Genomic DNA, 20,385 nt, shown 5'->3' on the forward strand with positions numbered 1-20,385 from the left:
TAAATATATAATTTTATTGTAGACGTTATTCAAAGGATGGTTTGATGGATAAAAAAGAGATTCTTGCTTCCGAATTTATCAATTTTCATTTGGAAAGTAAGATGGAGAAAATGATAATTGATATTATCTTCCGTCATGTAAAAGATATGGTTTTTATTATGAAGGTTGAAGATGGGCCAAAATTTAGATACATGTTTGCCAATGAATCTGGCTTGAATAAAGCTGGTATTCCTAAAGATTCAATTGGACGACAAATAGAGGAAGTCATGGCACCTGAAAGGGCAATCTACTTGCAGCGGGAGTATGAAAATCTAATTTCATCTGAAGTGACTAACGTTTTCTCAGATGAAATTCTGCTGGAAAATGGAAAAAGTGTGTTTGGTGAATCAATCTTAACTCCAGTTAAAGATATGGATGGAAAAATCCAATATGTTGTATCGATTACTCGTGATGTAACAGAAAACTTAATAGAGAAAAATCGTTTAATTGAAAGTGAGCAACATTACCGATCCATTGTTGATCACAATCTTGATGCTATATTTTCCATCGATTTGGATGGGAATATATTAGAATCCAATCCAGCTGCACATCAGTTAGCAGGATACGAGAACGATAAAATGAATATGTCTATATTTGATTTGATTTCAGAAGGAGATTTGGTTAGCTTTAAAGATTTGTTAGATCAATCACGAAAAGGATATTCACTTGAGTCTATGGATTGCCGTTTTCTTCATCGAAGTAAGAATCTACTTACGGTACATATTAAAACGGTTCCGATCGTTATTTTTAATGAAATTAAAGGTATTTACGTAATCATTCGTGATATTTCCGAACAAGCAAAACATGCCGAGAACATAAAATACATGGCCTTTCATGATCAATTAACAGGGCTATTTAACAGACGTTCATTACTAGATCATTTGCAAGAAGAAATTCTCTTAGCTAAACAATCAAATAGAGAATTTGCCTTATTGACGATTGATTTGGATCGCTTTAAATATTTGAATGATACATTAGGACATCTCATTGGAGATGAAATTTTAAAGAGTGTGGCTAGAAGGCTATCAAGTATGAAAGTGAATGACACAAAGGTATATCGGCAGGGTGGCGATGAATTTATGTTGTTACTATGTCATACTAATCGCTCGGACGCAGCCCGTTTTGCTGAAAGGATTTTAGCGAACTTCACGAATTCCTTTTATATCCAATCCCAAGAATACTATATAACACCAAGTATCGGGATTAGTATGTTTCCGTTTGATGGAGAAGATTCCGAGACATTAATTAAAAACGCTGATGAAGCTCTCTTTCGTGTAAAAGAAAGGGGGAAGGCACATTATCAATTTTATCGTTCGGATATGAATTCATCTATAAATAATATTGTTTCCTTAGAGACTCATTTACGTAAAGCGATTGAAAAAGACGAGCTAACCCTTTACTATCAGCCACAAATTGATCTATCGACCACTGCAGTAAATAGCTTTGAAGCTTTATTAAGATGGAATTGTGCGGAGCTTGGGTTTATTTCTCCAGGTGAATTTATTCCACTTGCTGAAGATACAGGATTAATCATTCCAATTGGGAATTGGGTAATTGAAACGGCCTGTAGACAAATAAGAAGTTGGAATGATAAAGGATTTAACGATATTCGAATTGCAATTAATATTTCACCAATACAATTTCAGCAATCAAATCTTGTAAATACAATCAAAACAATGATTGAAAACTTTCAAATTAGCCCTTCTACCTTAGAAATTGAAATAACGGAAGGTGCAATGGGAGATAAAAAAGAAACGATTCCTATATTGAAGAAGTTAAAGAAGTTAGGAGTATCAATTTCAGTAGATGATTTCGGGACAGGTTATTCTTCATTAAGTTATTTAAAACAATTTCCAATTGATGTATTGAAAATTGATCAGTCATTTGTAAAAGATATTCTTCATAATGAAAAAGATGCGGCTATTACCAGTACAATCATCCATTTAGGTAGAAGTCTAGGACTTGAGGTTATCGCGGAAGGAGTAGAGTATAAAGAACAAGTAGAATTTTTGTTGAAAGCAGAATGTCAAAAAGTCCAAGGATTCTATTTCTCAAAACCTTTGCAAGCGAATGAAATTGAAAGAGAATTTTTAGTGGGAAAATAATAAAAGGAAGGATGTATTAAGCAATTTACATCCTTCCTTATTAATTTGTATTAGATAAGGTGAACATTGTTATTTCCGGTTTGGAAAGGAAACGAAAGGGGAGGCGGGTTGTTCCAATTCCACGATTCACATATAGAAGTAGATTTTCAATCTCATAGAAGCCTTCAACATATTTTTTTGCAAATGGTGGTGTAATAAGGGCTCCAACAAATGGGATTTTTATTTGTCCCCCATGACTATGTCCGCTTAATTGTATTTGTACATTGTATTTAACTGCCTCGTCAGCAAGGTCTGGGGCATGAGATAGTAAAATTTTATATTCATTACTTGGGATTTGATGAAAAGCTTTTGAAAAGTTTGGTTTACCTAGCATTGCGTCATCCAAACCAATTATATGAATTCGACTTTTATCAACCATGGATATTTGTTCAGATTGATTTAATAATAACGTAAATTCAGATTGGTCCATGATATTTTTATATATATCTGAACCGTAGCCCCCATGATCATGATTTCCATAGATTGCATATTTCCCAAATGGTGCTTGTAAGTTTTTTAATAGTGGAATGATTTCTTCAGCGTAGGGATACTGATTAGGAGCGTCCATTAAATCACCAGTGAAAAAAATGACATCTGGCTGAAGTTGATTGATTTGATTAAGCATTTTCTTAAACTGATCTAAATTATATTGAAATCCAAGATGAGTATCGCTAAATTGAACAATTTTAAAGCCATTGAAACTACTTGGGATATCTGTGTGAGTTATTGAATGGGAAGCTACCTTCAATAACCTTGGTTCGATTTGATGGGCATAGAAGTATCCACCATACCCCGTTCCAATCATTGTAAGTACGGATCCTATCGTTTTTTTTATAAAACTCCTTCTTGAGACCTTTTTAGCCATAAGTATTTCTACCAACCTATCCTCCATTATCTCTTTAATACTAACAAAGAAATGTTTGAAAAAGAAGTACAAATAATAAACAGTTTTTTCTAACTGAATCAAGTGTAAGTTTCTTAAGTGTAATTATTCGAAAATTCCCAAAATATGATACAATAATAAATGAATAATGATTCATTTGCGGAGGGGAATAAAATGAACGGAAAAGTCGTCATCGTTACTGGTGGTTCAAGTGGAATGGGAAAATATATGGCAAAGGAGTTTGCTAAAAAAGGTGCTAATGTAGTAATTACTGGAAGAAACATCGATAAACTTGAGGCTGCGAAAGCTGAAATCGAGATAGTCCCAGGCCAAATATTAAGTGTGACGATGGATGTACGTAAAATAGAAGATGTCATACGAATGGTCCAAGAAACAGATGAAAAATTTGGAACGATCGATTTTTTAGTGAACAATGCAGCAGGGAACTTTATCTGTCCAGCTGAAAAGCTAAGTGTAAATGGTTGGAATTCGGTAATAGACATTGTATTAAATGGGACATTTTATTGCAGTAGTGAAATAGGTAAATATTGGATCGGAAAAGGGATAAAAGGAAGAATGATCAATATTGTTGCTACTTATGCATGGAATGCAGGTGCAGGTGTCATTCATTCAGCAGCAGCAAAAGCAGGAGTACTTTCATTGACGAGAACTTTAGCAGTTGAGTGGGGCAGACGATATGGAATTACTGTTAACGCTATTGCTCCTGGCCCAATTGAGCGTACAGGTGGGGCGGAGAAGCTTTGGGAATCAGAAGAAGCCGCAAAGCGAACATTGAAAAGTGTTCCGCTTGGTCGGTTAGGTACTCCAGAAGAAATTGCTGGTTTAGCCGCTTTTATTTTTTCAGAACAAGCTTCGTATATTAATGGAGAGTGTATTACAATGGATGGAGGTCAATGGCTTAATCAATATCCATTTTAATTTTCGGAAGGAGACCACGTTTCATGGTTCTCCTTCTTTTCTATTCATTCATAACTTACTGCTCGAGACTTCAAAGCTTTCCAGGATTGAATAAACTGTTGCTTGTTTACTTTTACATTTTTCCTTCCTGATAGTGGGTCATTTAAATAAACAAATTGTGAATCATATCCCACTAAGACGACAACATGTAGGTCTAATGGAGTTTTGATGGTATGGTTCCCATGTTTCCATGATTCCCAACGATCAGGTAGGCGATAATCCCCAGTTGTCCAAATAACTACTGGATATCCTTTTGAAACGTGGGCTAGCACTTTATCAAAAGGTTGATTTGTTAAATTCACCACTCTGTCTGGTATATACTCATTCATTAATTGCACAATAGGTTGATCAAAAACAGCATAACCAGCTTTTCCATTTCTACCAGTCATGTCCCCCACAAAACCTTCATGTGGATCTCCCCATCGGAGGATATCTCCTTTTTGTGACCGTATGATTGGATCACCATCTTTTTTTACCTTCCTATACAACTCCATTTTGTTCACTTTCACACCTGCATAATTTAAGACCATAGTTAAACTCGTTACTTCACATCCGTATCTTAGTTCTGGATTCTGTTTAATTAATGGGACATCAATCAATTTTGTTTGAGAAATAACTTCTACAGGTTTATCCTTAAGTGGTAGATTTTGCCCAAGCAAATATTCAGTGAACCAATTTTCTGTATGAGAATGTACACCATTTATATAATAATCGTTTATGATAGTAGCATGCGATACCTTTGCAGTAACATGACTACAGACAAGTAATGGAAAGATCGCAGCAAAAAAATGGATCTTTTTCATTAGAACACATCCTTTCTGTCTGCTTTTATAGTTTTTGTTTAAAGTCACAAATTACATTAGCTTTTTAATGGCAGGATGTGATAAATGATGTGATAGAAGCAACTGGGAAATATCGGTTGGGAATAGGGAGGCCTTTATGGATGCATTGGATATTATAACTGACTTAGAAAATGTCTTTCCGTATTTTCAGGCAATCTTTAATGCGGATGAACATCGAATTATTGGTTACGAAATATTTGGAAGATATCGAAGTTCAGAAGGAATTATTAGTATTGGATCATTTTTTGAGGATGAACAAGTACCTGAGGAATATCGAATTCTTGTTGATAATGAGGTATTAAGAAAAGCATTACAATTATCATTAGATTTAGATGATGATGTTCTGTTGTTCATTAATCGAAATGCTAAATTACTTTTACATGACGATGACGAAAGTTTTCTTAACCTTTTAATCGAGTATGAAAAATTAGGTGTGAAAATGGCCCGCTATATATTAGAAATATCAGGAGGACTTGATCAAGGAGATATTGATCATTTAGATCATCTATTGACGTACTATAGGACATATGGAATGAAAATTGCGATGGATAAGATCGGAAATGATCAAAATGGACAATTGGAAAGAATTGGACAAATCGCCCCCGATATTATTAAAGTGGATTTAAAAGCATTGAAATCAACAGAAACTTCAAGAGCATTTCAAGATGTTTTATTCACATTATCTATGTTAGCGAGAAAAATTGGAGCTACATTATTGTTTGAAAATATTGAGATGGTTTATCAGCTTCAATTTGCCTGGAAAAATGGGGGCCGTTTTTATCAAGGTTATTATTTACAGAAACCATCCGAACAATTTGTTGATAGATCCATTTTAAAAAGTCGATTAAGAGAAGAAATTCATGAATTCATTACTTATGAGAAAAAGAATCTTGTCTCATTGATTGAAATGAGAAATTTACTTCAAGCTAAACTGCAATTGGTATTAGCTAAAAATAAAAAAACGGATTCTTATGATGATTGGCTCATGAATTTTAGTAAAGAGTTTGATGATATCGCCTTTCGCTTATATGTTTGTGACGAGGATGGTTTTCAAAAATCAGCGAATATATTTAAAGAAAAGAATTCTTGGGTATTACAGGAGGACTATATAAATAAAAATTGGAGTTGGAGGCCATTTTTTCTTGAAAATATCATTTATATGATGAAAGAGCAAAAGGGTATCCTATCTGATCTTTATAGTGATATTGAAATAGGAGAGTTGATTCGCACCTTCTCCTATCCATTAAATGAGAGTGATTTTTTGTTTATTGATATTAGCTATGATTATTTATATGAGCAATTAAAATTTTAAGAGTCGTTTAATCACGGCTCTTTTTTTGTTTGATTATATATTTTGTCAAATAGGGTAAATAAAGGGCTATACAAGTTTATTTATGTCAAATGCTGCCATTATTTTACGAATGATTCATCGGCTGAATGGACAATTTTGTTGATAAAATAAATACATTAAACAAAATGAGGGGGAACAATCATGTGGAAAAAATATGTGATAAGCTTATTAGTTGCAATACTTGTAATGATGATCATTCCAATTTCCCCAATGGCGACCGACATTCAATTAACCAATCGAGAGGACATTTTAAAATTTATGGAGAATGCTTATTTTGCACAAAGCTCTTTAAGTGAAATGGATCGGAGTATGGACGAAATTGATTTCATCCTGGATCCATATTTTTCTAATGATTATAAACGAAGTTTTTTAGATTCAAACATTTTTGAAGAAAATGGTAAATTTACAACCTATGGTACCGATTTTGGGCAATATTATATTCCTTATCATCGATTCTCATCTAATACAAATATTGTAATCGAACAAAGTCAAATTTATTTATTTGAGTACTTTCCAAAAAATAATGAAGGGCCGGTAGGTTATGAAGATCATTATGAGGGGATATTGATTGAAAAAATAGAAGGTGAGTGGAAAATTTCCAAATATCTGTATAATGATATTCCACAGAAGATTATAGATAAAGCTGAAAATCAGGTAATTGCCCAATTTGAAAGACGAATAAACGATAGATTTACTCTGCTATTATAAAAAAAATATCTCTCTTCTCATAATTTTTCTTGTACAAACACACATAGTTATTTTATTCTGTTTATATTGGCATGTATTTAATGGAAAAACTTGAAAGAGTTTTACTAGAATAGAAACATGTTAATAGAGAAACCTATGAGTAGTGTTTCGTTCTGAAAGGAGAGAGAGTATGTCACAGCTTCAAGGGATTTTAACAAGATTAAAAAACCTCCAAGAACAAGCGAATGGAGAATCAAGCCAAAGATATTTCGAAGTGAATGGGGAAAGAAAATGTCAAGTCACTTTTCACCCTAAAACAGAAACCTTTGAATTAGAAGTATACTTTGAAAAAGAAAAACCGAAGCGTTATCAATTTGATAACATTGATATGATTACAATTGAAATTTTTGATTTAATTCAATAAGTGAGAGACCTTAAACGGTCTCTTTTTCAATTTTATTAAGACAATGGCATGGCCTAATTAAGCTATTATGCCCCATATCTAAAAAATTATGATAAAATGAAGACATCATATTCAAATATTGAGGAGTTTTTGAATGATTAGTCTTCATAGTGGAGAATTCTTAGAAATCAACATTCAAGATTTGATGATCCCATCTGAAAGAGTGGCGCATGTGCAAGTTGGCAACACGCTCGAACATGCTTTACTAGTTTTAACTAAAAGTGGATACACGGCTATACCTGTTTTGAATTCAGAATACAAGTTAAAGGGATTAATAAGTACTCCTGTTGTGCTGGATTCCATTTTAGGTCTTGAGCGTATTGAGTTTGAATTATTAGAAAAAAATCGTGTGGAAAACGTAATGAATCCAGCTATTCCAAGAATAGCGATTAATGGCTCTTTATTAGTCAGCTTAGAATTACTCGTAGACCATCCCTTTCTATGTGTAGAAAATGAAGACGGTTATTTCGAGGGAATATTAACAAGAAGAGCTGTATTAAAGCAGTTAGTACAACATACTAGAAAATTAAATAAGAAGTCCTAATAAAGACGGAAAATCCCACTTGCTACATGTGGGGTTTTTTCGTCTGATAATGAAAAAGTTGAAACATTAGGATATACTATAAGAAAAACTTATAAAGAGGTGCATATGTCTTCTCTATCGGAATTTCAACTTTTAACCGTTTTAGCTCAGGAAATGAACATGAGGAAGGCAGCTGAGCGTCTATTCGTGTCACAACCAGCACTATCACAGCGACTTCAAAATATCGAAAAGGAATGGGGAACAAAGCTCTTTATCCGTTCTCAAAAAGGACTAGCTTTAACCCCTGCTGGGGAACATGTAATTCGTTTCGTGAATGAAACATTGCAAAAGGAAGAAGAAGTTCGTGAAGCACTCCACGCCCTGCAAAATGAAGTACATGGTACACTCAAAATTGCTGTTGCCTCCATTGTAGGGCAAAATTGGTTACCGCAAGTTCTTAAAATGTTTATTCAGCGTTATCCTCAAGCGAAAATTTCACTTATTACCGGCTGGAGTAGTGAAATATTAAAAGCGATGTATGAGGATCAGGTTCATATTGGAATCATTCGAGGGACACCTGATTGGAAAGGTGTTAAAATTCATTTGTTTAAAGATAGCCTGTATTTAGTAGATACTGAAATAACAAAACCAGAGCAAGTATTAGAAACAGATCGCCCCTTTATACAATTTAAAAGCGATTCCAATTATTATCAGGAAATTCAAGATTGGTGGCATCGGAAATTTCAAACAACACCAAAGCGTACAGTTGTCGTCGATCAAATTGAAACATGCAAGCAAATGACTTTTAATGGAATTGGATATGCAATTCTTCCAGCGATTACTTTAAATGGTGCTGAGAAAAATATTTTTAAAATCCCATTATTAGATGAAAATGGAGAGTCATTAAGTCGTGATACTTGGTTATTAGGATATGAATCTGCATTTGAATTAAAGCAGGTGAAAGCATTTGTTGAGTTAATTCAAGAATTTATACAGAACGCAGGACATTAGATTTTTTGCTTGTCTTGGATATAGTTGTTTGCTAAAGTATGATGTAGAAAATACCACTTTAAGGGGACTATAATAATGAAAATGATGGACGCAAATGAAATTATTTCTTTTATTCAAAATAGTAAAAAATCAACACCTGTAAAAGTATACATAAAAGGTGATCTCGAAAACATCAATTTTGGAGCTGAAACGAAAACATTTATTACCGGAAATTCTGGAGTCGTTTTTGGTGAATGGGCTGAAATTAGTGCAGCTATTGAAGAAAATAAAAGTAAGATTGAAGACTATGTGGTGGAAAATGATCGACGTAACTCAGCCATTCCATTACTAGATACGAAAAATATTAAAGCTCGTATTGAACCAGGTGCAATCATCCGTGATCAAGTTGAAATTGGGGATAATGCTGTCATTATGATGGGTGCATCTATTAATATTGGTGCAGTCATAGGTGAAGGCACAATGATTGATATGAATGTTGTTCTAGGTGGACGTGCAACAGTAGGAAAGAATTGTCATATCGGAGCAGGCACAGTATTGGCGGGAGTTATTGAACCTCCATCAGCAAAACCTGTTATCGTAGAAGATGATGTGGTTATTGGCGCAAATGCAGTCGTTCTTGAAGGTGTGACAGTTGGAAAAGGTGCAGTAGTTGCAGCTGGTGCTATTGTAATTGATGATGTTCCACCAAATACAGTTGTAGCAGGAACACCTGCACGTGTAATTAAACAAATTGATGAAAAAACAAAATCTAAGACTGAAATCAAACAGGAATTGAGACAGTTATAATAAAAATAGAGAAAGCGTGGATAGATCCTTCTTCCACGCTTTCTTTCTAATTTTTTAGGGAATTGGAGAGGAATAAAATGAATCCTTTTGTAAAGATTCGAAGAGAATTACATCAAATACCTGAACTAGGATTTAAAGAAATTAAAACTCAAGCTTATTTATTGAATTATCTTTCTCAATTTACTGAAGACCGACTAACGATTAAGAAATGGGAAACAGGACTTTTCGTGAAAGTACATGGCTTAAATCCGAGCAAAACCATTGGGTACCGTGCTGATATTGATGGACTTCCGATTGTAGAAGAAACGGATTTGGACTTCCAATCCGTTCATGAAGGTAGAATGCATGCGTGTGGCCATGATTTTCATATGAGTATTGCGTTAGGAGTATTAACTTATTTTGTTCATCATCCGATGAAAGATGACTTGTTATTTATTTTCCAACCAGCTGAAGAAGGACCTGGTGGCGCAGAACCGATGCTAAAGAGTGATATAATGAAGGCATGGAAGCCTGATATGATCATGGCTCTTCATATCGCACCAGAATATCCTGTAGGAACAATTGCTGTAAAAGAAGGCCTCTTATTTGCCAATACTTCAGAACTATTTATTGATTTGAAAGGAAAAGGTGGACATGCGGCATATCCACATAAAACAAATGATATGGTGGTTGCAGCTTGTTCCTTAGTTTCCCAACTACAAACTGTCATTTCTAGAAATGTTGATCCACTTGATAGTGCCGTTATTACAATTGGTAAAATTTCAGGGGGAACTGTGCAAAATATTATTGCAGAGCGTGCACGAATAGAAGGAACAATCCGAACTCTTTCAGTTGAGTCGATGAAAAAAGTAAAAAAACGTGTGAAAGCAATCGTAAAGGGAATTGAAGTAGGCTTTGAATGTGAGACAACGATTGATTTCGGATGCATGTACCATCAAGTTTATAATCACGAAGAATTAACAAGAGAATTTATGGAATTTATCGAGAAAAGCGATCAAATGACCTTATTTGAATGTAAAGAAGCTATGACAGGAGAAGACTTTGGATATATGCTCGAGGAGATTCCTGGATTTATGTTTTGGCTCGGGGTGGCTTCTGAATATGGACTTCACCATTCGAAGCTAAATCCTAATGAGATAGCGATTGAGAAAGCCATTACTTTCATAACGGACTATTTATCCCATCAAGCTCGATAATTGTCATTTTTATGTAGTAAATAGGCAGATTATTTTATTCTTTAAGATAGAAATGTTACACTTAATATGCATATGGAAATATTTCCAGGGCTTGTATTTCATTTAGAATAAGGGCAAAACATGTAAGGGAATCTTATCTTTAAGTTGAATAATGTGATCTTAATTAAAATTATTATTACTTAATATTGACTAAAAAGAGGGTATTCCCTATAATGGAAATTGTCGAAGGAAAACAAATGAGAGTACATATGACTTTTAATTATTTAATTGGAGGGATTAGACATGCCAGAACGTATGGTAGGTAAACAAGCACCACGTTTCGAAATGGACGCAGTATTATCTAACAAGGAATTTGGTAAAGTAAGCTTAGAAGAAAATATGAAAAATGGTAAGTGGACTGTCCTTTTCTTTTATCCAATGGACTTTACTTTCGTATGCCCGACTGAAATTACTGCGATGTCAGATCGATTCGATGAGTTCGAAGATTTAGATGCTGATGTGATTGGCGTATCAACTGATACAATTCATACTCATCTTGCTTGGATCAAAACAGACCGTAAAGAAAATGGTCTTGGCGATTTAAACTATTCATTAGCTGCAGATACAAATCATACCGTTTCCCGTGAATATGGTGTGTTAATTGAAGAGGAAGGGATTGCTCTTCGTGGATTATTCATCATCAGCCCTGAAGGTGAATTAATGTACTCTGTTGTCAATCATAATAATATTGGCCGTGATGTAGATGAAACATTACGTGTGTTACAAGCGCTTCAAACAGGTGGCTTATGCCCAGCTAACTGGAAACCTGGACAAGCTACATTAAAAGTGTAAAAGTCATTTTAGACCTAACGATGGTGTTAGGTCTTTTTCAAAGTTGTCAGCTCCAGGCGCCATCGGCTCGAGGTCAAATGTTCTCCATCAAAACGTCAAAGAACGACTTTCTGGGTGGAGAAGCATTTGCTTGTCGCCGATAATCGGGCGCCTTACGCTTTTCTTAAACCGTGATGATTATGTAAATGAGAGGAGAGAGATAGATGAAATTACGGGAACCAATGCCAGAACTTACCGGTGCAACAGAATGGTTAAATGGAGAAGTTACAAAGGAACAATTAGTTGGAGAAAAGCCAACCTTAATCCATTTTTGGTCAGTCAGTTGTTATTTATGTAAAGAAGCAATGCCACAAGTCAATCAATTCCGTGATCAATATAAAGATAAATTAAATGTTGTGGCTGTCCATATGCCTAGGTCTGAGGAAGATTTAAATATGGAAGAAATTAAAAAAAGTGCTGCTGAACATGGTATCATACAACCCATTTTCGTTGACAACGATCATAAATTAACAGAGGCCTTTGAAAATCAATATGTTCCTGCGTATTATGTATTTGATAAAGACGGAAATCTTCGCCATTTCCAAGCAGGTGGAAGCGGCATGAAAATGTTAGAAAAACGTGTAAACCGTGTTCTTGATGAAATGGAAAAAGCTTAAATAAATGAAACAGCAATCCTTTGGGTTGTTGTTTTTTTATTTTTCAATCTATTTTAATTTTTTGAAAAAAATAATACAAAAGACTGGAAAAATACTTCGAAACTCGATATATTTATATTTACGTTCTAAATTTTAAAAATTTTCAAAGTTCTAACAAAGGGAGGGTCATCATGAATACGTTTAAAAAACTGAAATCATACTATTGGCCATATGTGAAATATTTTTTCTGGTCGATTGCGTTTCTATTGCTTGTCACTGCAATTACTGTTGTGTATCCAATCATTTTGCAGTTGACCATTGACGAAGTTGTTCTAAATAAAAAGTATAGCTGGGTTCCATATTTAGCGATTGGATTTATTGTCCTGATGGCGATAAAAGGGGTAGCAACATACATAAACCAATATTACGGAGATTTATTTGGGATCAAAGCCGTTTATAAATTGCGGAATTCCTTATATGAAAAGCTTCAATTTTTACCTTTTCGTTATTATGATAACGCAAAAACCGGAGATCTCATGTCCAGATTAACAGCAGATGTCGAAGGGTTTCGATTCTTTCTGTCATTCGGTATTTCCGAGCTAGTGAGATTAGTTATTTTAATAGCGATAAGTGTTGTAGTCATGTTCTATTATTCGATTCCTTTAACATTAGTGACGTTAGTGACATTACCATTTTTAGCAATCGTTGTTTTTAAGTTTGAAAAAGCGGCTCATGCTGCGTTTAGGGGAATTAGAAAGTCATTTGGTCGTTTAAATACAAATGTTCAAGAAAATATTAGTGGAATTAATACAGTTAAATCTTTATCAAGAGAAGATTTTGAAATTGGTAAATTTAATGATTCGAACGGTGATTATAAAGAAAACTATTTAACAGCTTCAAAGGTGTGGGCTAAATTTTTCCCGTTAATGGAGTTTTTAGGGAATATGAGTGTTGTCTTTTTATTAGCTTATGGAGGCTTTCTAGTTATCGATGGGCAATTAAAGCCAGGGGAACTTGTTGCTTTTTATAGTCTTGTTTGGTATATCATCTGGCCAATTGTAAACTTAGGATTTGTCATTAATTTATTTTCACAAGCAAAAGCATCAGGAGAGAGGCTTCTTGAAGTTTTAGAAGAAGAAAAAGAAATTTCAGAAGGTGAACATTCACTTGAAATCGAAAAGCTTCGAGGAGAAGTAGAATTTAATAATGTGACTTTGCGTTATGATGCAGAATCCAAAGATGCTCTCTATAATATCTCATTTAAAGCCCATCAAGGAAAAGTAATTGGTCTTATTGGTTCTACTGGTTCGGGGAAAACGAGCTTAACCCAATTAATGACTCGATTTTATGAACCGATTAATGGAGAAGTTTATATCGACGGACGAAATGTTAATGAATATTCTTTGCATTCTTTAAGAAGAAATATTGGATTTGTCCTTCAAGAATCCTTCTTGTTTTCATCTACGATCAGGTCAAATATTTCTTACGGAAGACCAGATGCAACTATGGAAGAAATTATCGATGCGGCGAAACGAGCTCAAGCCCATGACTTTATTATGGAGCTCCCTGATGGTTATGAGACCGTGTTAGGTGAAAGAGGAATGGGACTATCTGGTGGTCAAAAGCAGAGAATAGCGATAGCGAGAGCGATTTGTGTTGACCCTAGTATTTTAATTCTAGACGATGCAACAAGTGCAGTTGATATGGAAACTGAATTTAAAATCCAAAAAGCATTGAAGGAAGTAATGAAGGGGAGAACTACCTTTATTATTGCCCATCGAATTTCATCATTAAAACATGCTGATGAAATATTAGTATTAGAAGAAGGACGAATTGTTGAACGTGGAGTTCACAGTACACTTGTTCAAAATCAAGGATTATATCAAAGAATTTATGACATTCAATATAAAGATCAAACGGTCATTTTGCCAACCCAATCAGGGTTAGCTTAGGAGGTGCTACGATGCAGAAGAAAAAAATTAATGAAAATGTTTTGAAACGATTTCATTATTCCACTGATCAAGTCATAGATCAACCCTTTAACTGGAAGCAAATGACTCGATTATTTAGTTATATGAAGCCGTATCGAAAGAGATTGCTGCCTTTATCCATTGCCATGGTTATTATTTCAACCCTAGTGCGACTAACCATACCGATTTTAATCGGAGTATATATATTTGATAATGCTCTCATTAAAAAAGATACTAATCTTTTAACCATTTTAGTTTGCACAGTGGGTGGACTTTATCTTACATCATATTTGGCAAATATTTTTCGAATAAAATGGATGAATGAACTTGGGCAAAGTGTGATCTATGATTTGCGCAAGCATTTATTTACGCATGTGCAAAATTTATCCCATCGCTTTTTCGATCAGCGTTCTGCAGGTTCGATTCTCGTGCGGATTATGAATGATATTAACTCTCTACAAGAATTGTTTACAAATGGGGTTATTAACCTTTTGATGGACATTGTCTTGTTAATTGGGATTATTATTATATTATTTACGTTGAGCCCTGCTTTAACGCTAGCTGTTCTTGTCATCTTACCAATCATGTTTTTTATTTCGACTAGCCTAAGGAAAAATATTCGACGTGCTTGGCAGCTTGTCCGTTTAAAGCAAGCAAAGATGAACTCTCATTTAAATGAAAGTATTCAAGGGATTCGTGTAACGCAATCGTTCACCCAAGAAAAAGAGAATATGTCCTTTTTTGAAGGAGTAAACTTTGAAACATATGAAAGCTGGAGAATTGCCTCAAAGAAAAATGCAATGTTTAGACCTCTAGTTGAATTGACGAATGCACTAGGTACAGCCGTCCTTATATGGTATGGTGCAAGCCTGATTCAGAACACAACTCTCACGATTGGGGAATTTGTTTCATTTGCCTTTTATTTAGGAATGTTCTGGGAGCCAATTTCACGACTCGGTCAAGTATATAATCAGCTGCTAATGGGGATGGCCTCTTCGGAGAGAATATTTGAGTTCTTGGATGAAAAGCCTTTAGTAGCGGAGAAAGTAAATGCGATTCAAATCAATGAATTAAAGGGTCATATAAAGTTTGAAAAAGTAGAATTCTCATATGACACAAAACGAACAGCACTAAATGGAATTGATTTAGAAATTCAATCTGGAGAAACAATAGCTTTAGTTGGACATACTGGGTCAGGAAAAACAACAATTGCGAATTTGATCAGTCGTTTTTATGATGCTACAGGTGGTTTAGTGAGAATTGATGGCTATAATATAAAGGATATTTCACTGAAAAGTCTCCGTAACCAAATAAGTGTTGTTCTTCAGGATACGTTTATTTTCTCTGGTACAATAATGGAAAATATCCGTTTTGGAAAACCTGACGCGACTGACGATGAGGTCATGAAAGCTGCGGAAGCGGTAGGTGCTAATACATTCATTGAGAAGCTTTCAAACGGTTATTTAACAGAAGTAGAGGAAAGAGGAAATGTTTTATCCGTAGGTGAAAGACAATTATTGTCTTTTGCGAGATCGCTCCTTGCTAACCCTAGGATTTTGATTTTAGATGAAGCGACCGCAAGTATTGACACTGAAACAGAATTGAAGATACAGCATGCCTTAAAAACATTATTATCGGGGCGAACAGCTATTATTATTGCCCATCGATTATCGACGATAAGGGAAGCAGATAACATCTTTGTCCTTGATCATGGTCATATTATCGAGCAGGGAAATCATCAGCAATTAATGGATATACAGGGTGAATATTATCATCTTGTCAAAGCTCAGTACCAAGTATCGAGTGCTAGCTAAATAATGAAAGGCGTGTGGTCATATAACCACACGCCTTTCATTATTTGCTAAAATTTTGAAACTTTTATTAAGTAAAAACGTCAGTTATTAAAAGATATATAATGGGGTGAAGTTTTTGAAAAAATGGTGTAAGACATTAGTATCCTTTATCTTTATTTTATTACTAGCGGCTTGTAGTAGCGATAGCAAAGAGAGTGCAAAATCCGATTTGGGAAGTGCTTTGGATCAGGCAACTAGTGAAATGGAAAATTCCCTTTCGATGGGTGGAAGTTCGGAACAAAAGTCAAAGTCAGTTTCTGCTGAAACGAAGAAGAGTGTGGAACGGATGGTTATTTATAAAGCAGATGTCCGCTTGCGAGTGAAAAATTATGAAAAAGCCCAGCAAGAATTAGAGATAAAAGCTAAAAACTTAGGCGGCTTCGTTGTTCAATCAAATGTATATCGAAGTGACGGCAAGCAAATGAGTGGGACGATCACTTTAAGAATACCTGGAGAGCACTTCGGACAGTTTCTTCAAGATGCTGAAGGAATGGCAGAGGAAGTAATTGAAAGAAATGTAAATGGGGAAGATGTTACGGAAGAATATGTAGATTTAGAATCTCGTTTGCGTTCTAAGCGTGTCGTAGAGGAAAGATTACTTGATTTTATGAAAAAGGCTCAGAAGACAGAAGATTTATTACGGATTTCAAATGATTTAGGTGTTGTTCAAGAAGAAATTGAGAAAGTTTTAGGTCGAATGAAATATCTTGAAAATCAAACCTCCTATTCAACGATTACGATTAATCTTTATGAAGAAAATGTCATTATACCAAAAATTGAAAAAGGAGAATTGGATACTTGGGAAAAAACTAAAAAACAATTTGTGACAAGTACAAATTTCCTTTTAAGTGCTTTTTCAGGTCTTTTTGTTTTTATAATTGGGAATCTTCCCGTATTACTATTCATTACTGCAATTCTATTCATTTTATATTTTATTATGAAGAGGTACATGAAACGACCTACTGATGTAAACCATTCCATACACCGTGATGAAGATCAGTAGAATTCTTCCCATTTCATTATAAAAATGCTAAGATGAAGGCAGAATTTATGCACCCATATGCTGGAGGTACTTTTTGTGAAAAAGGAATTTGCTGTAATTGGTTTAGGGCGCTTTGGTGGAAGTATTTGTCGGGCGCTTGCTGAACAAGGAATGGAAGTAATGGCCATTGATAATAACGAGGAACGTGTGAATCAATATGCTATGATTGCCTCTCATGCAGTTGTAGGGGATACAACAGATGAAACGGTCTTGAAAAGTTTAGGAATTCGAAATTTTGATCATGTAATAGTTGCCATCGGTGATGATATTCAATCAAGTATATTAACGACTCTGATTCTAAAAGAGTTAGGTGTGAAGAATATTACCGTAAAAGCGCAAAATGATTATCATGAGAAGGTTCTTCTTAAAATTGGTGCTGATCATGTCGTCCACCCAGAAAGAGATATGGGAAGACGTATAGCACATAATATTGTCTCGAATAATGTTCTAGATTATTTAGAGCTTTCAGATGAACATAGTATTGTAGAAATTGTTGCTAGTAACAAATTAGATGGTCATTCATTAATTGATTTAGATATTCGCGCAAAGTATGGAATTAACATCGTAGCAATTAAACGAGGAGACGAGATACTTGTCTCTCCACAAGCAGGTGAAATCATTCTGCAAGGTGATATTCTTATTGTTATTGGTGCAGATGCAGATATTAATCGATTTGAAAAAAAGGTCATCCAATAATCTAGTGTTGAATGAACTAAATTGAAAAAAGGATACTGTGCTCATACATATGTATCCTTTTTTTATGCCTTAAACAAACGTATTATAAACGCTTGCACATTCTTCACCAGTTGGTTCGTAGAAACAGTGAAGTTTGAAACGTCCAACATGGGGTTGATTATACCATGTTGGTGGACAATCCCCTGCTGGTCTAAAATACCAAAGACTGAATTTGGCAGGCCATATTCTTTCGCCTCTAATCGCTCTACGGGCCAATCGTTTCTCATTTTCTCTTGCACGTTGGTAGAAATATCCTTTCGTAACGGCCTCAAAGGCATGTTCTTGATGAATCATTTGCGGGATGGTTCGAAGCCCTTTAAAATCGGAACAATTAGCTCTGAGTCGATTTATGCCAACATTTCCTACCATCAGCATACCTTGGTTACCTTCTGCTTCTGCTTCTGCTCTAAGTAATCTTGCTAACATATCTATATCTGACGCGTTAGCCTTTACAATTGCCATGACATCACCCCAGTATTTTATGTATTATCATATTGAGATGTATTCGTATTGGTGAATGACAAAAAGAAGAACCTGGAATTTTGATCCAGGTTCTTCTGATGTCCAGCGCAAGCGTCCTAGCCCCGAAGTACAGGATGTACAAGTGTCGACAATGCGACAGGACGTCGCGCTCTTGTCGACCTCGAGTTCAAATGTTCGCCACCCAAAAAGTAAAAGAACGACTTTCTGGGTGGCGAAGCATTTGCTTGTGGGGGCTGTTCAAGGCGCTTCCGCTATTCTATTATACTTCCATTATAATTGGAAGGATCATTGGGCGACGCTTTGTTTTTTCGTAGAGGAATGGAGCTAAAGTATCTGTGATTTCGTTTTTGATTTCTGACCATTGTGTCGTTTTTCGATCTGCAATGATCTTATTTAAATGTTTCGATATTAAATTTTGTGCTTCATTGATTAAATCACCGGATTCTCTCATATAAACAAATCCCCGTGAAATAATATCAGGTCCTGATGCAATTTTTGATTCTTTCATATTAATGCTGACAACCACTACAACTAAACCTTCTTCTGAAAGAATACGTCTGTCACGTAGGACGATATTTCCAATATCACCAATTCCACTTCCATCGATATAAACTACGCCAGACGGAATTTTACCTGCAATTTGAGCTGAATCTTCAGATAGAGCTAATACCTCACCATTATCCATAATAAAACAGTTTTCTTCGGATACACCACAATCAACGGCTAATTTAGCATGCATTTTTTGCATGCGATATTCGCCATGTATCGGCATAAAGAATTTTGGTCTAATAAGTCTTAACATTAGTTTTTGCTCTTCTTGTCCACCATGTCCTGAAGTATGAATATTGCTTAGTGGTCCATGAATAACTTCTGCTCCAGCTTTATATAGCATATTAATCGTACGGCTAACACTTATCGTATTTCCCGGAATCGGCGATGAAGAAAAGACAACGGTATCACCAGGAATAATTTGTATTTGACGGTGTGTACCATTGGCAATACGAGAAAGTGCTGCCATCGTTTCACCTTGGCTTCCTGTACAAAGGATGGTTACTTGGTTTGCTGGTAACCGATTAAGCTGATGTACGTCGATAAATGTATCCTTAGGTGCAATAATATATCCTAAATCTTGTCCAATGTTGATTGCAGCTTCCATGCTTCTTCCAAAGACTGCAATCTTTCTTCCGTTTTGAACAGCTGCTTCGACTACTTGTTGTAAGCGGTGAATATTTGAAGCAAAAGTAGCGAATATTACTCGCCCTTCTACTTTACGAAAAATATCTTGAATACTTTCTCCTACACGACGTTCTGACATGGTAAAGTTAGGAATTTCACTATTCGTGCTGTCTGAAAGGAGACAAAGAACTCCATCCTTACCTATTTCAGCCATTTTCGTTAAATTTGCAGGTTCACCGACAGGAGTGAAATCAAATTTAAAATCACCAGTATGAACAATTTGTCCATTTGGAGTTTTTACGACAATTCCATAAGAATCAGGAATACTGTGAGTCGTTCTAAAAAAGGAAACAGATGTTTTTCTAAACTTAATAATATCTTCTTCTTTTATTTCGATTAGTTTCGCATTTCTTAAAAGGCCATGCTCTTCAAGTTTGTTTCGAATAAAGCCTAACGCTAGTTTGCCGCCATAAATAGGGATATTAATTTCTCTTAACAAATAAGGAATTCCACCGATATGGTCTTCATGGCCATGTGTTACGAATAACCCTTTAATTTTTTCTTCGTTTTTTACTAAGTAGGAGTAATCAGGAATAACATAATCGATTCCTAAAAGTTCATCCTCGGGAAATTTAATTCCAGCATCAATGATAATAATTTCATCTTGGAATTGGACCGCATAGGTGTTTTTCCCGATTTCGCCAAGGCCTCCTAATGCAAATACCGCTGTTTGGTCATTTTTAACAAATTTCATAAA

Annotated in this window: 19 protein-coding genes; 15 read left to right on the forward strand and 4 right to left on the reverse strand. The window is 35.1% G+C overall.

Going from position 1 to position 20,385, the window contains the following annotated elements; genetic code table 11:
* Nucleotides 1-44 precede the first annotated feature (44 nt).
* Nucleotides 45-2,144 (forward strand): EAL domain-containing protein, encoded by a 2,100-nt coding sequence (locus ACFSO7_RS04965; protein ID WP_377875844.1) that lies wholly within the window; start codon nucleotides 45-47, stop codon nucleotides 2,142-2,144.
* Nucleotides 2,145-2,184: 40 nt separating this feature from the next.
* On the opposite strand, the gene ACFSO7_RS04970 is transcribed toward ACFSO7_RS04965, so the two are convergent.
* Nucleotides 2,185-3,048 (reverse strand): metallophosphoesterase, encoded by an 864-nt coding sequence (locus ACFSO7_RS04970; protein WP_377876455.1) that lies wholly within the window; start codon nucleotides 3,046-3,048, stop codon nucleotides 2,185-2,187.
* Between the two features lie 192 nt (nucleotides 3,049-3,240).
* Here ACFSO7_RS04970 and fadH point away from each other — a divergent pair, with 192 nt between their 5' ends.
* The gene (gene fadH / locus ACFSO7_RS04975; RefSeq protein WP_377875846.1) at nucleotides 3,241-4,005 is read left to right on the forward strand and encodes a 2,4-dienoyl-CoA reductase; all 765 of its coding nucleotides are present in this window, start codon (nucleotides 3,241-3,243) and stop codon (nucleotides 4,003-4,005) included.
* A gap of 44 nt (nucleotides 4,006-4,049) precedes the next feature.
* On the opposite strand, the gene ACFSO7_RS04980 is transcribed toward fadH, so the two are convergent.
* Nucleotides 4,050-4,847, reverse strand: a complete 798-nt coding sequence (locus ACFSO7_RS04980; RefSeq protein WP_377875848.1) for a C39 family peptidase — start codon at nucleotides 4,845-4,847, stop codon at nucleotides 4,050-4,052.
* 136 nt (nucleotides 4,848-4,983) lie between these two features.
* Here ACFSO7_RS04980 and ACFSO7_RS04985 point away from each other — a divergent pair, with 136 nt between their 5' ends.
* The 13 genes from ACFSO7_RS04985 to ACFSO7_RS05045 all read left to right on the forward strand — a co-directional run bounded on the left by ACFSO7_RS04985 (nucleotide 4,984) and on the right by ACFSO7_RS05045 (nucleotide 17,930).
* The gene (locus ACFSO7_RS04985; protein WP_377875850.1) at nucleotides 4,984-6,198 is read left to right on the forward strand and encodes an EAL domain-containing protein; all 1,215 of its coding nucleotides are present in this window, start codon (nucleotides 4,984-4,986) and stop codon (nucleotides 6,196-6,198) included.
* Between the two features lie 180 nt (nucleotides 6,199-6,378).
* Nucleotides 6,379-6,945: a DUF3993 domain-containing protein gene (locus ACFSO7_RS04990; RefSeq protein WP_377875852.1), complete on the forward strand. Its 567-nt coding sequence runs from the start codon at nucleotides 6,379-6,381 to the stop codon at nucleotides 6,943-6,945.
* A 169-nt stretch (nucleotides 6,946-7,114) separates the two neighbouring features.
* A complete protein-coding gene (locus tag ACFSO7_RS04995) occupies nucleotides 7,115-7,348 on the forward strand; it encodes a YkuJ family protein (protein ID WP_377875854.1) in 234 nt (77 codons plus the stop codon).
* Between the two features lie 133 nt (nucleotides 7,349-7,481).
* Nucleotides 7,482-7,931: a cyclic-di-AMP-binding protein CbpB gene (gene cbpB, locus ACFSO7_RS05000; RefSeq protein WP_377875856.1), complete on the forward strand. Its 450-nt coding sequence runs from the start codon at nucleotides 7,482-7,484 to the stop codon at nucleotides 7,929-7,931.
* 105 nt (nucleotides 7,932-8,036) lie between these two features.
* Entirely contained in the window at nucleotides 8,037-8,921 is an 885-nt protein-coding gene (locus tag ACFSO7_RS05005; RefSeq protein ID WP_377875858.1) for a transcriptional regulator CcpC, read from the forward strand.
* A gap of 75 nt (nucleotides 8,922-8,996) precedes the next feature.
* Nucleotides 8,997-9,707 carry a 2,3,4,5-tetrahydropyridine-2,6-dicarboxylate N-acetyltransferase gene (dapD, locus tag ACFSO7_RS05010; protein WP_377875860.1) on the forward strand — a complete coding sequence of 237 codons (711 nt, stop codon included), beginning with the start codon at nucleotides 8,997-8,999 and terminating at the stop codon, nucleotides 9,705-9,707.
* 77 nt (nucleotides 9,708-9,784) lie between these two features.
* Nucleotides 9,785-10,903 (forward strand): N-acetyldiaminopimelate deacetylase, encoded by a 1,119-nt coding sequence (locus ACFSO7_RS05015; RefSeq protein WP_377875861.1) that lies wholly within the window; start codon nucleotides 9,785-9,787, stop codon nucleotides 10,901-10,903.
* Nucleotides 10,904-11,185: 282 nt separating this feature from the next.
* Complete coding sequence (locus ACFSO7_RS05020) at nucleotides 11,186-11,734, forward strand: peroxiredoxin (protein ID WP_377875863.1); 549 nt, start codon at nucleotides 11,186-11,188, stop codon at nucleotides 11,732-11,734.
* A gap of 203 nt (nucleotides 11,735-11,937) precedes the next feature.
* Nucleotides 11,938-12,390, forward strand: a complete 453-nt coding sequence (locus ACFSO7_RS05025; protein WP_377875865.1) for a TlpA family protein disulfide reductase — start codon at nucleotides 11,938-11,940, stop codon at nucleotides 12,388-12,390.
* Between the two features lie 170 nt (nucleotides 12,391-12,560).
* Complete coding sequence (locus ACFSO7_RS05030; protein ID WP_377875867.1) at nucleotides 12,561-14,321, forward strand: ABC transporter ATP-binding protein; 1,761 nt, start codon at nucleotides 12,561-12,563, stop codon at nucleotides 14,319-14,321.
* 11 nt (nucleotides 14,322-14,332) lie between these two features.
* On the forward strand, nucleotides 14,333-16,153 hold the full coding sequence (locus ACFSO7_RS05035) for an ABC transporter ATP-binding protein (protein ID WP_377875869.1): 1,821 nt from the start codon (nucleotides 14,333-14,335) through the stop codon (nucleotides 16,151-16,153).
* 115 nt (nucleotides 16,154-16,268) lie between these two features.
* Complete coding sequence (locus tag ACFSO7_RS05040; RefSeq protein WP_377875871.1) at nucleotides 16,269-17,195, forward strand: DUF4349 domain-containing protein; 927 nt, start codon at nucleotides 16,269-16,271, stop codon at nucleotides 17,193-17,195.
* A gap of 75 nt (nucleotides 17,196-17,270) precedes the next feature.
* Entirely contained in the window at nucleotides 17,271-17,930 is a 660-nt protein-coding gene (locus ACFSO7_RS05045; RefSeq protein WP_377875873.1) for a potassium channel family protein, read from the forward strand.
* 69 nt (nucleotides 17,931-17,999) lie between these two features.
* Here ACFSO7_RS05045 and ACFSO7_RS05050 read toward each other — a convergent pair whose 3' ends face one another.
* A complete protein-coding gene (locus ACFSO7_RS05050; RefSeq protein ID WP_377875874.1) occupies nucleotides 18,000-18,431 on the reverse strand; it encodes a cell wall hydrolase in 432 nt (143 codons plus the stop codon).
* Between the two features lie 280 nt (nucleotides 18,432-18,711).
* Complete coding sequence (gene rnjA / locus ACFSO7_RS05055) at nucleotides 18,712-20,382, reverse strand: ribonuclease J1 (RefSeq protein WP_377875876.1); 1,671 nt, start codon at nucleotides 20,380-20,382, stop codon at nucleotides 18,712-18,714.
* Nucleotides 20,383-20,385: the final 3 nt, after the last annotated feature.

Origin of the sequence: Bacillus sp. CGMCC 1.16607, from assembly GCF_042683745.1 — a bacterium.
GTDB lineage: Bacteria > Bacillota > Bacilli > Bacillales > Cytobacillaceae > Pseudoneobacillus.

Bases quoted from the DNA above. Each gene is read 5' to 3' on its own strand.
- ACFSO7_RS04995 (WP_377875854.1), top strand. From the start codon at position 7,115: ATGTCACAGCTTCAAGGGATTTTAACAAGATTAAAAAACCTCCAAGAA.
- ACFSO7_RS04980 (WP_377875848.1), bottom strand. From the start codon at position 4,847: ATGAAAAAGATCCATTTTTTTGCTGCGATCTTTCCATTACTTGTCTGT.
- cbpB (WP_377875856.1), top strand. From the start codon at position 7,482: ATGATTAGTCTTCATAGTGGAGAATTCTTAGAAATCAACATTCAAGAT.
- ACFSO7_RS05020 (WP_377875863.1), top strand. From the start codon at position 11,186: ATGCCAGAACGTATGGTAGGTAAACAAGCACCACGTTTCGAAATGGAC.
- ACFSO7_RS05035 (WP_377875869.1), top strand. From the start codon at position 14,333: ATGCAGAAGAAAAAAATTAATGAAAATGTTTTGAAACGATTTCATTAT.
- ACFSO7_RS05015 (WP_377875861.1), top strand. From the start codon at position 9,785: ATGAATCCTTTTGTAAAGATTCGAAGAGAATTACATCAAATACCTGAA.
- fadH (WP_377875846.1), top strand. From the start codon at position 3,241: ATGAACGGAAAAGTCGTCATCGTTACTGGTGGTTCAAGTGGAATGGGA.
- ACFSO7_RS05030 (WP_377875867.1), top strand. From the start codon at position 12,561: ATGAATACGTTTAAAAAACTGAAATCATACTATTGGCCATATGTGAAA.
- ACFSO7_RS04990 (WP_377875852.1), top strand. From the start codon at position 6,379: ATGTGGAAAAAATATGTGATAAGCTTATTAGTTGCAATACTTGTAATG.
- ACFSO7_RS04965 (WP_377875844.1), top strand. From the start codon at position 45: ATGGATAAAAAAGAGATTCTTGCTTCCGAATTTATCAATTTTCATTTG.
- ACFSO7_RS05005 (WP_377875858.1), top strand. From the start codon at position 8,037: ATGTCTTCTCTATCGGAATTTCAACTTTTAACCGTTTTAGCTCAGGAA.
- dapD (WP_377875860.1), top strand. From the start codon at position 8,997: ATGAAAATGATGGACGCAAATGAAATTATTTCTTTTATTCAAAATAGT.
- ACFSO7_RS05050 (WP_377875874.1), bottom strand. From the start codon at position 18,431: ATGGCAATTGTAAAGGCTAACGCGTCAGATATAGATATGTTAGCAAGA.
- ACFSO7_RS04985 (WP_377875850.1), top strand. From the start codon at position 4,984: ATGGATGCATTGGATATTATAACTGACTTAGAAAATGTCTTTCCGTAT.
- rnjA (WP_377875876.1), bottom strand. From the start codon at position 20,382: ATGAAATTTGTTAAAAATGACCAAACAGCGGTATTTGCATTAGGAGGC.
- ACFSO7_RS04970 (WP_377876455.1), bottom strand. From the start codon at position 3,048: ATGGCTAAAAAGGTCTCAAGAAGGAGTTTTATAAAAAAAACGATAGGA.
- ACFSO7_RS05025 (WP_377875865.1), top strand. From the start codon at position 11,938: ATGAAATTACGGGAACCAATGCCAGAACTTACCGGTGCAACAGAATGG.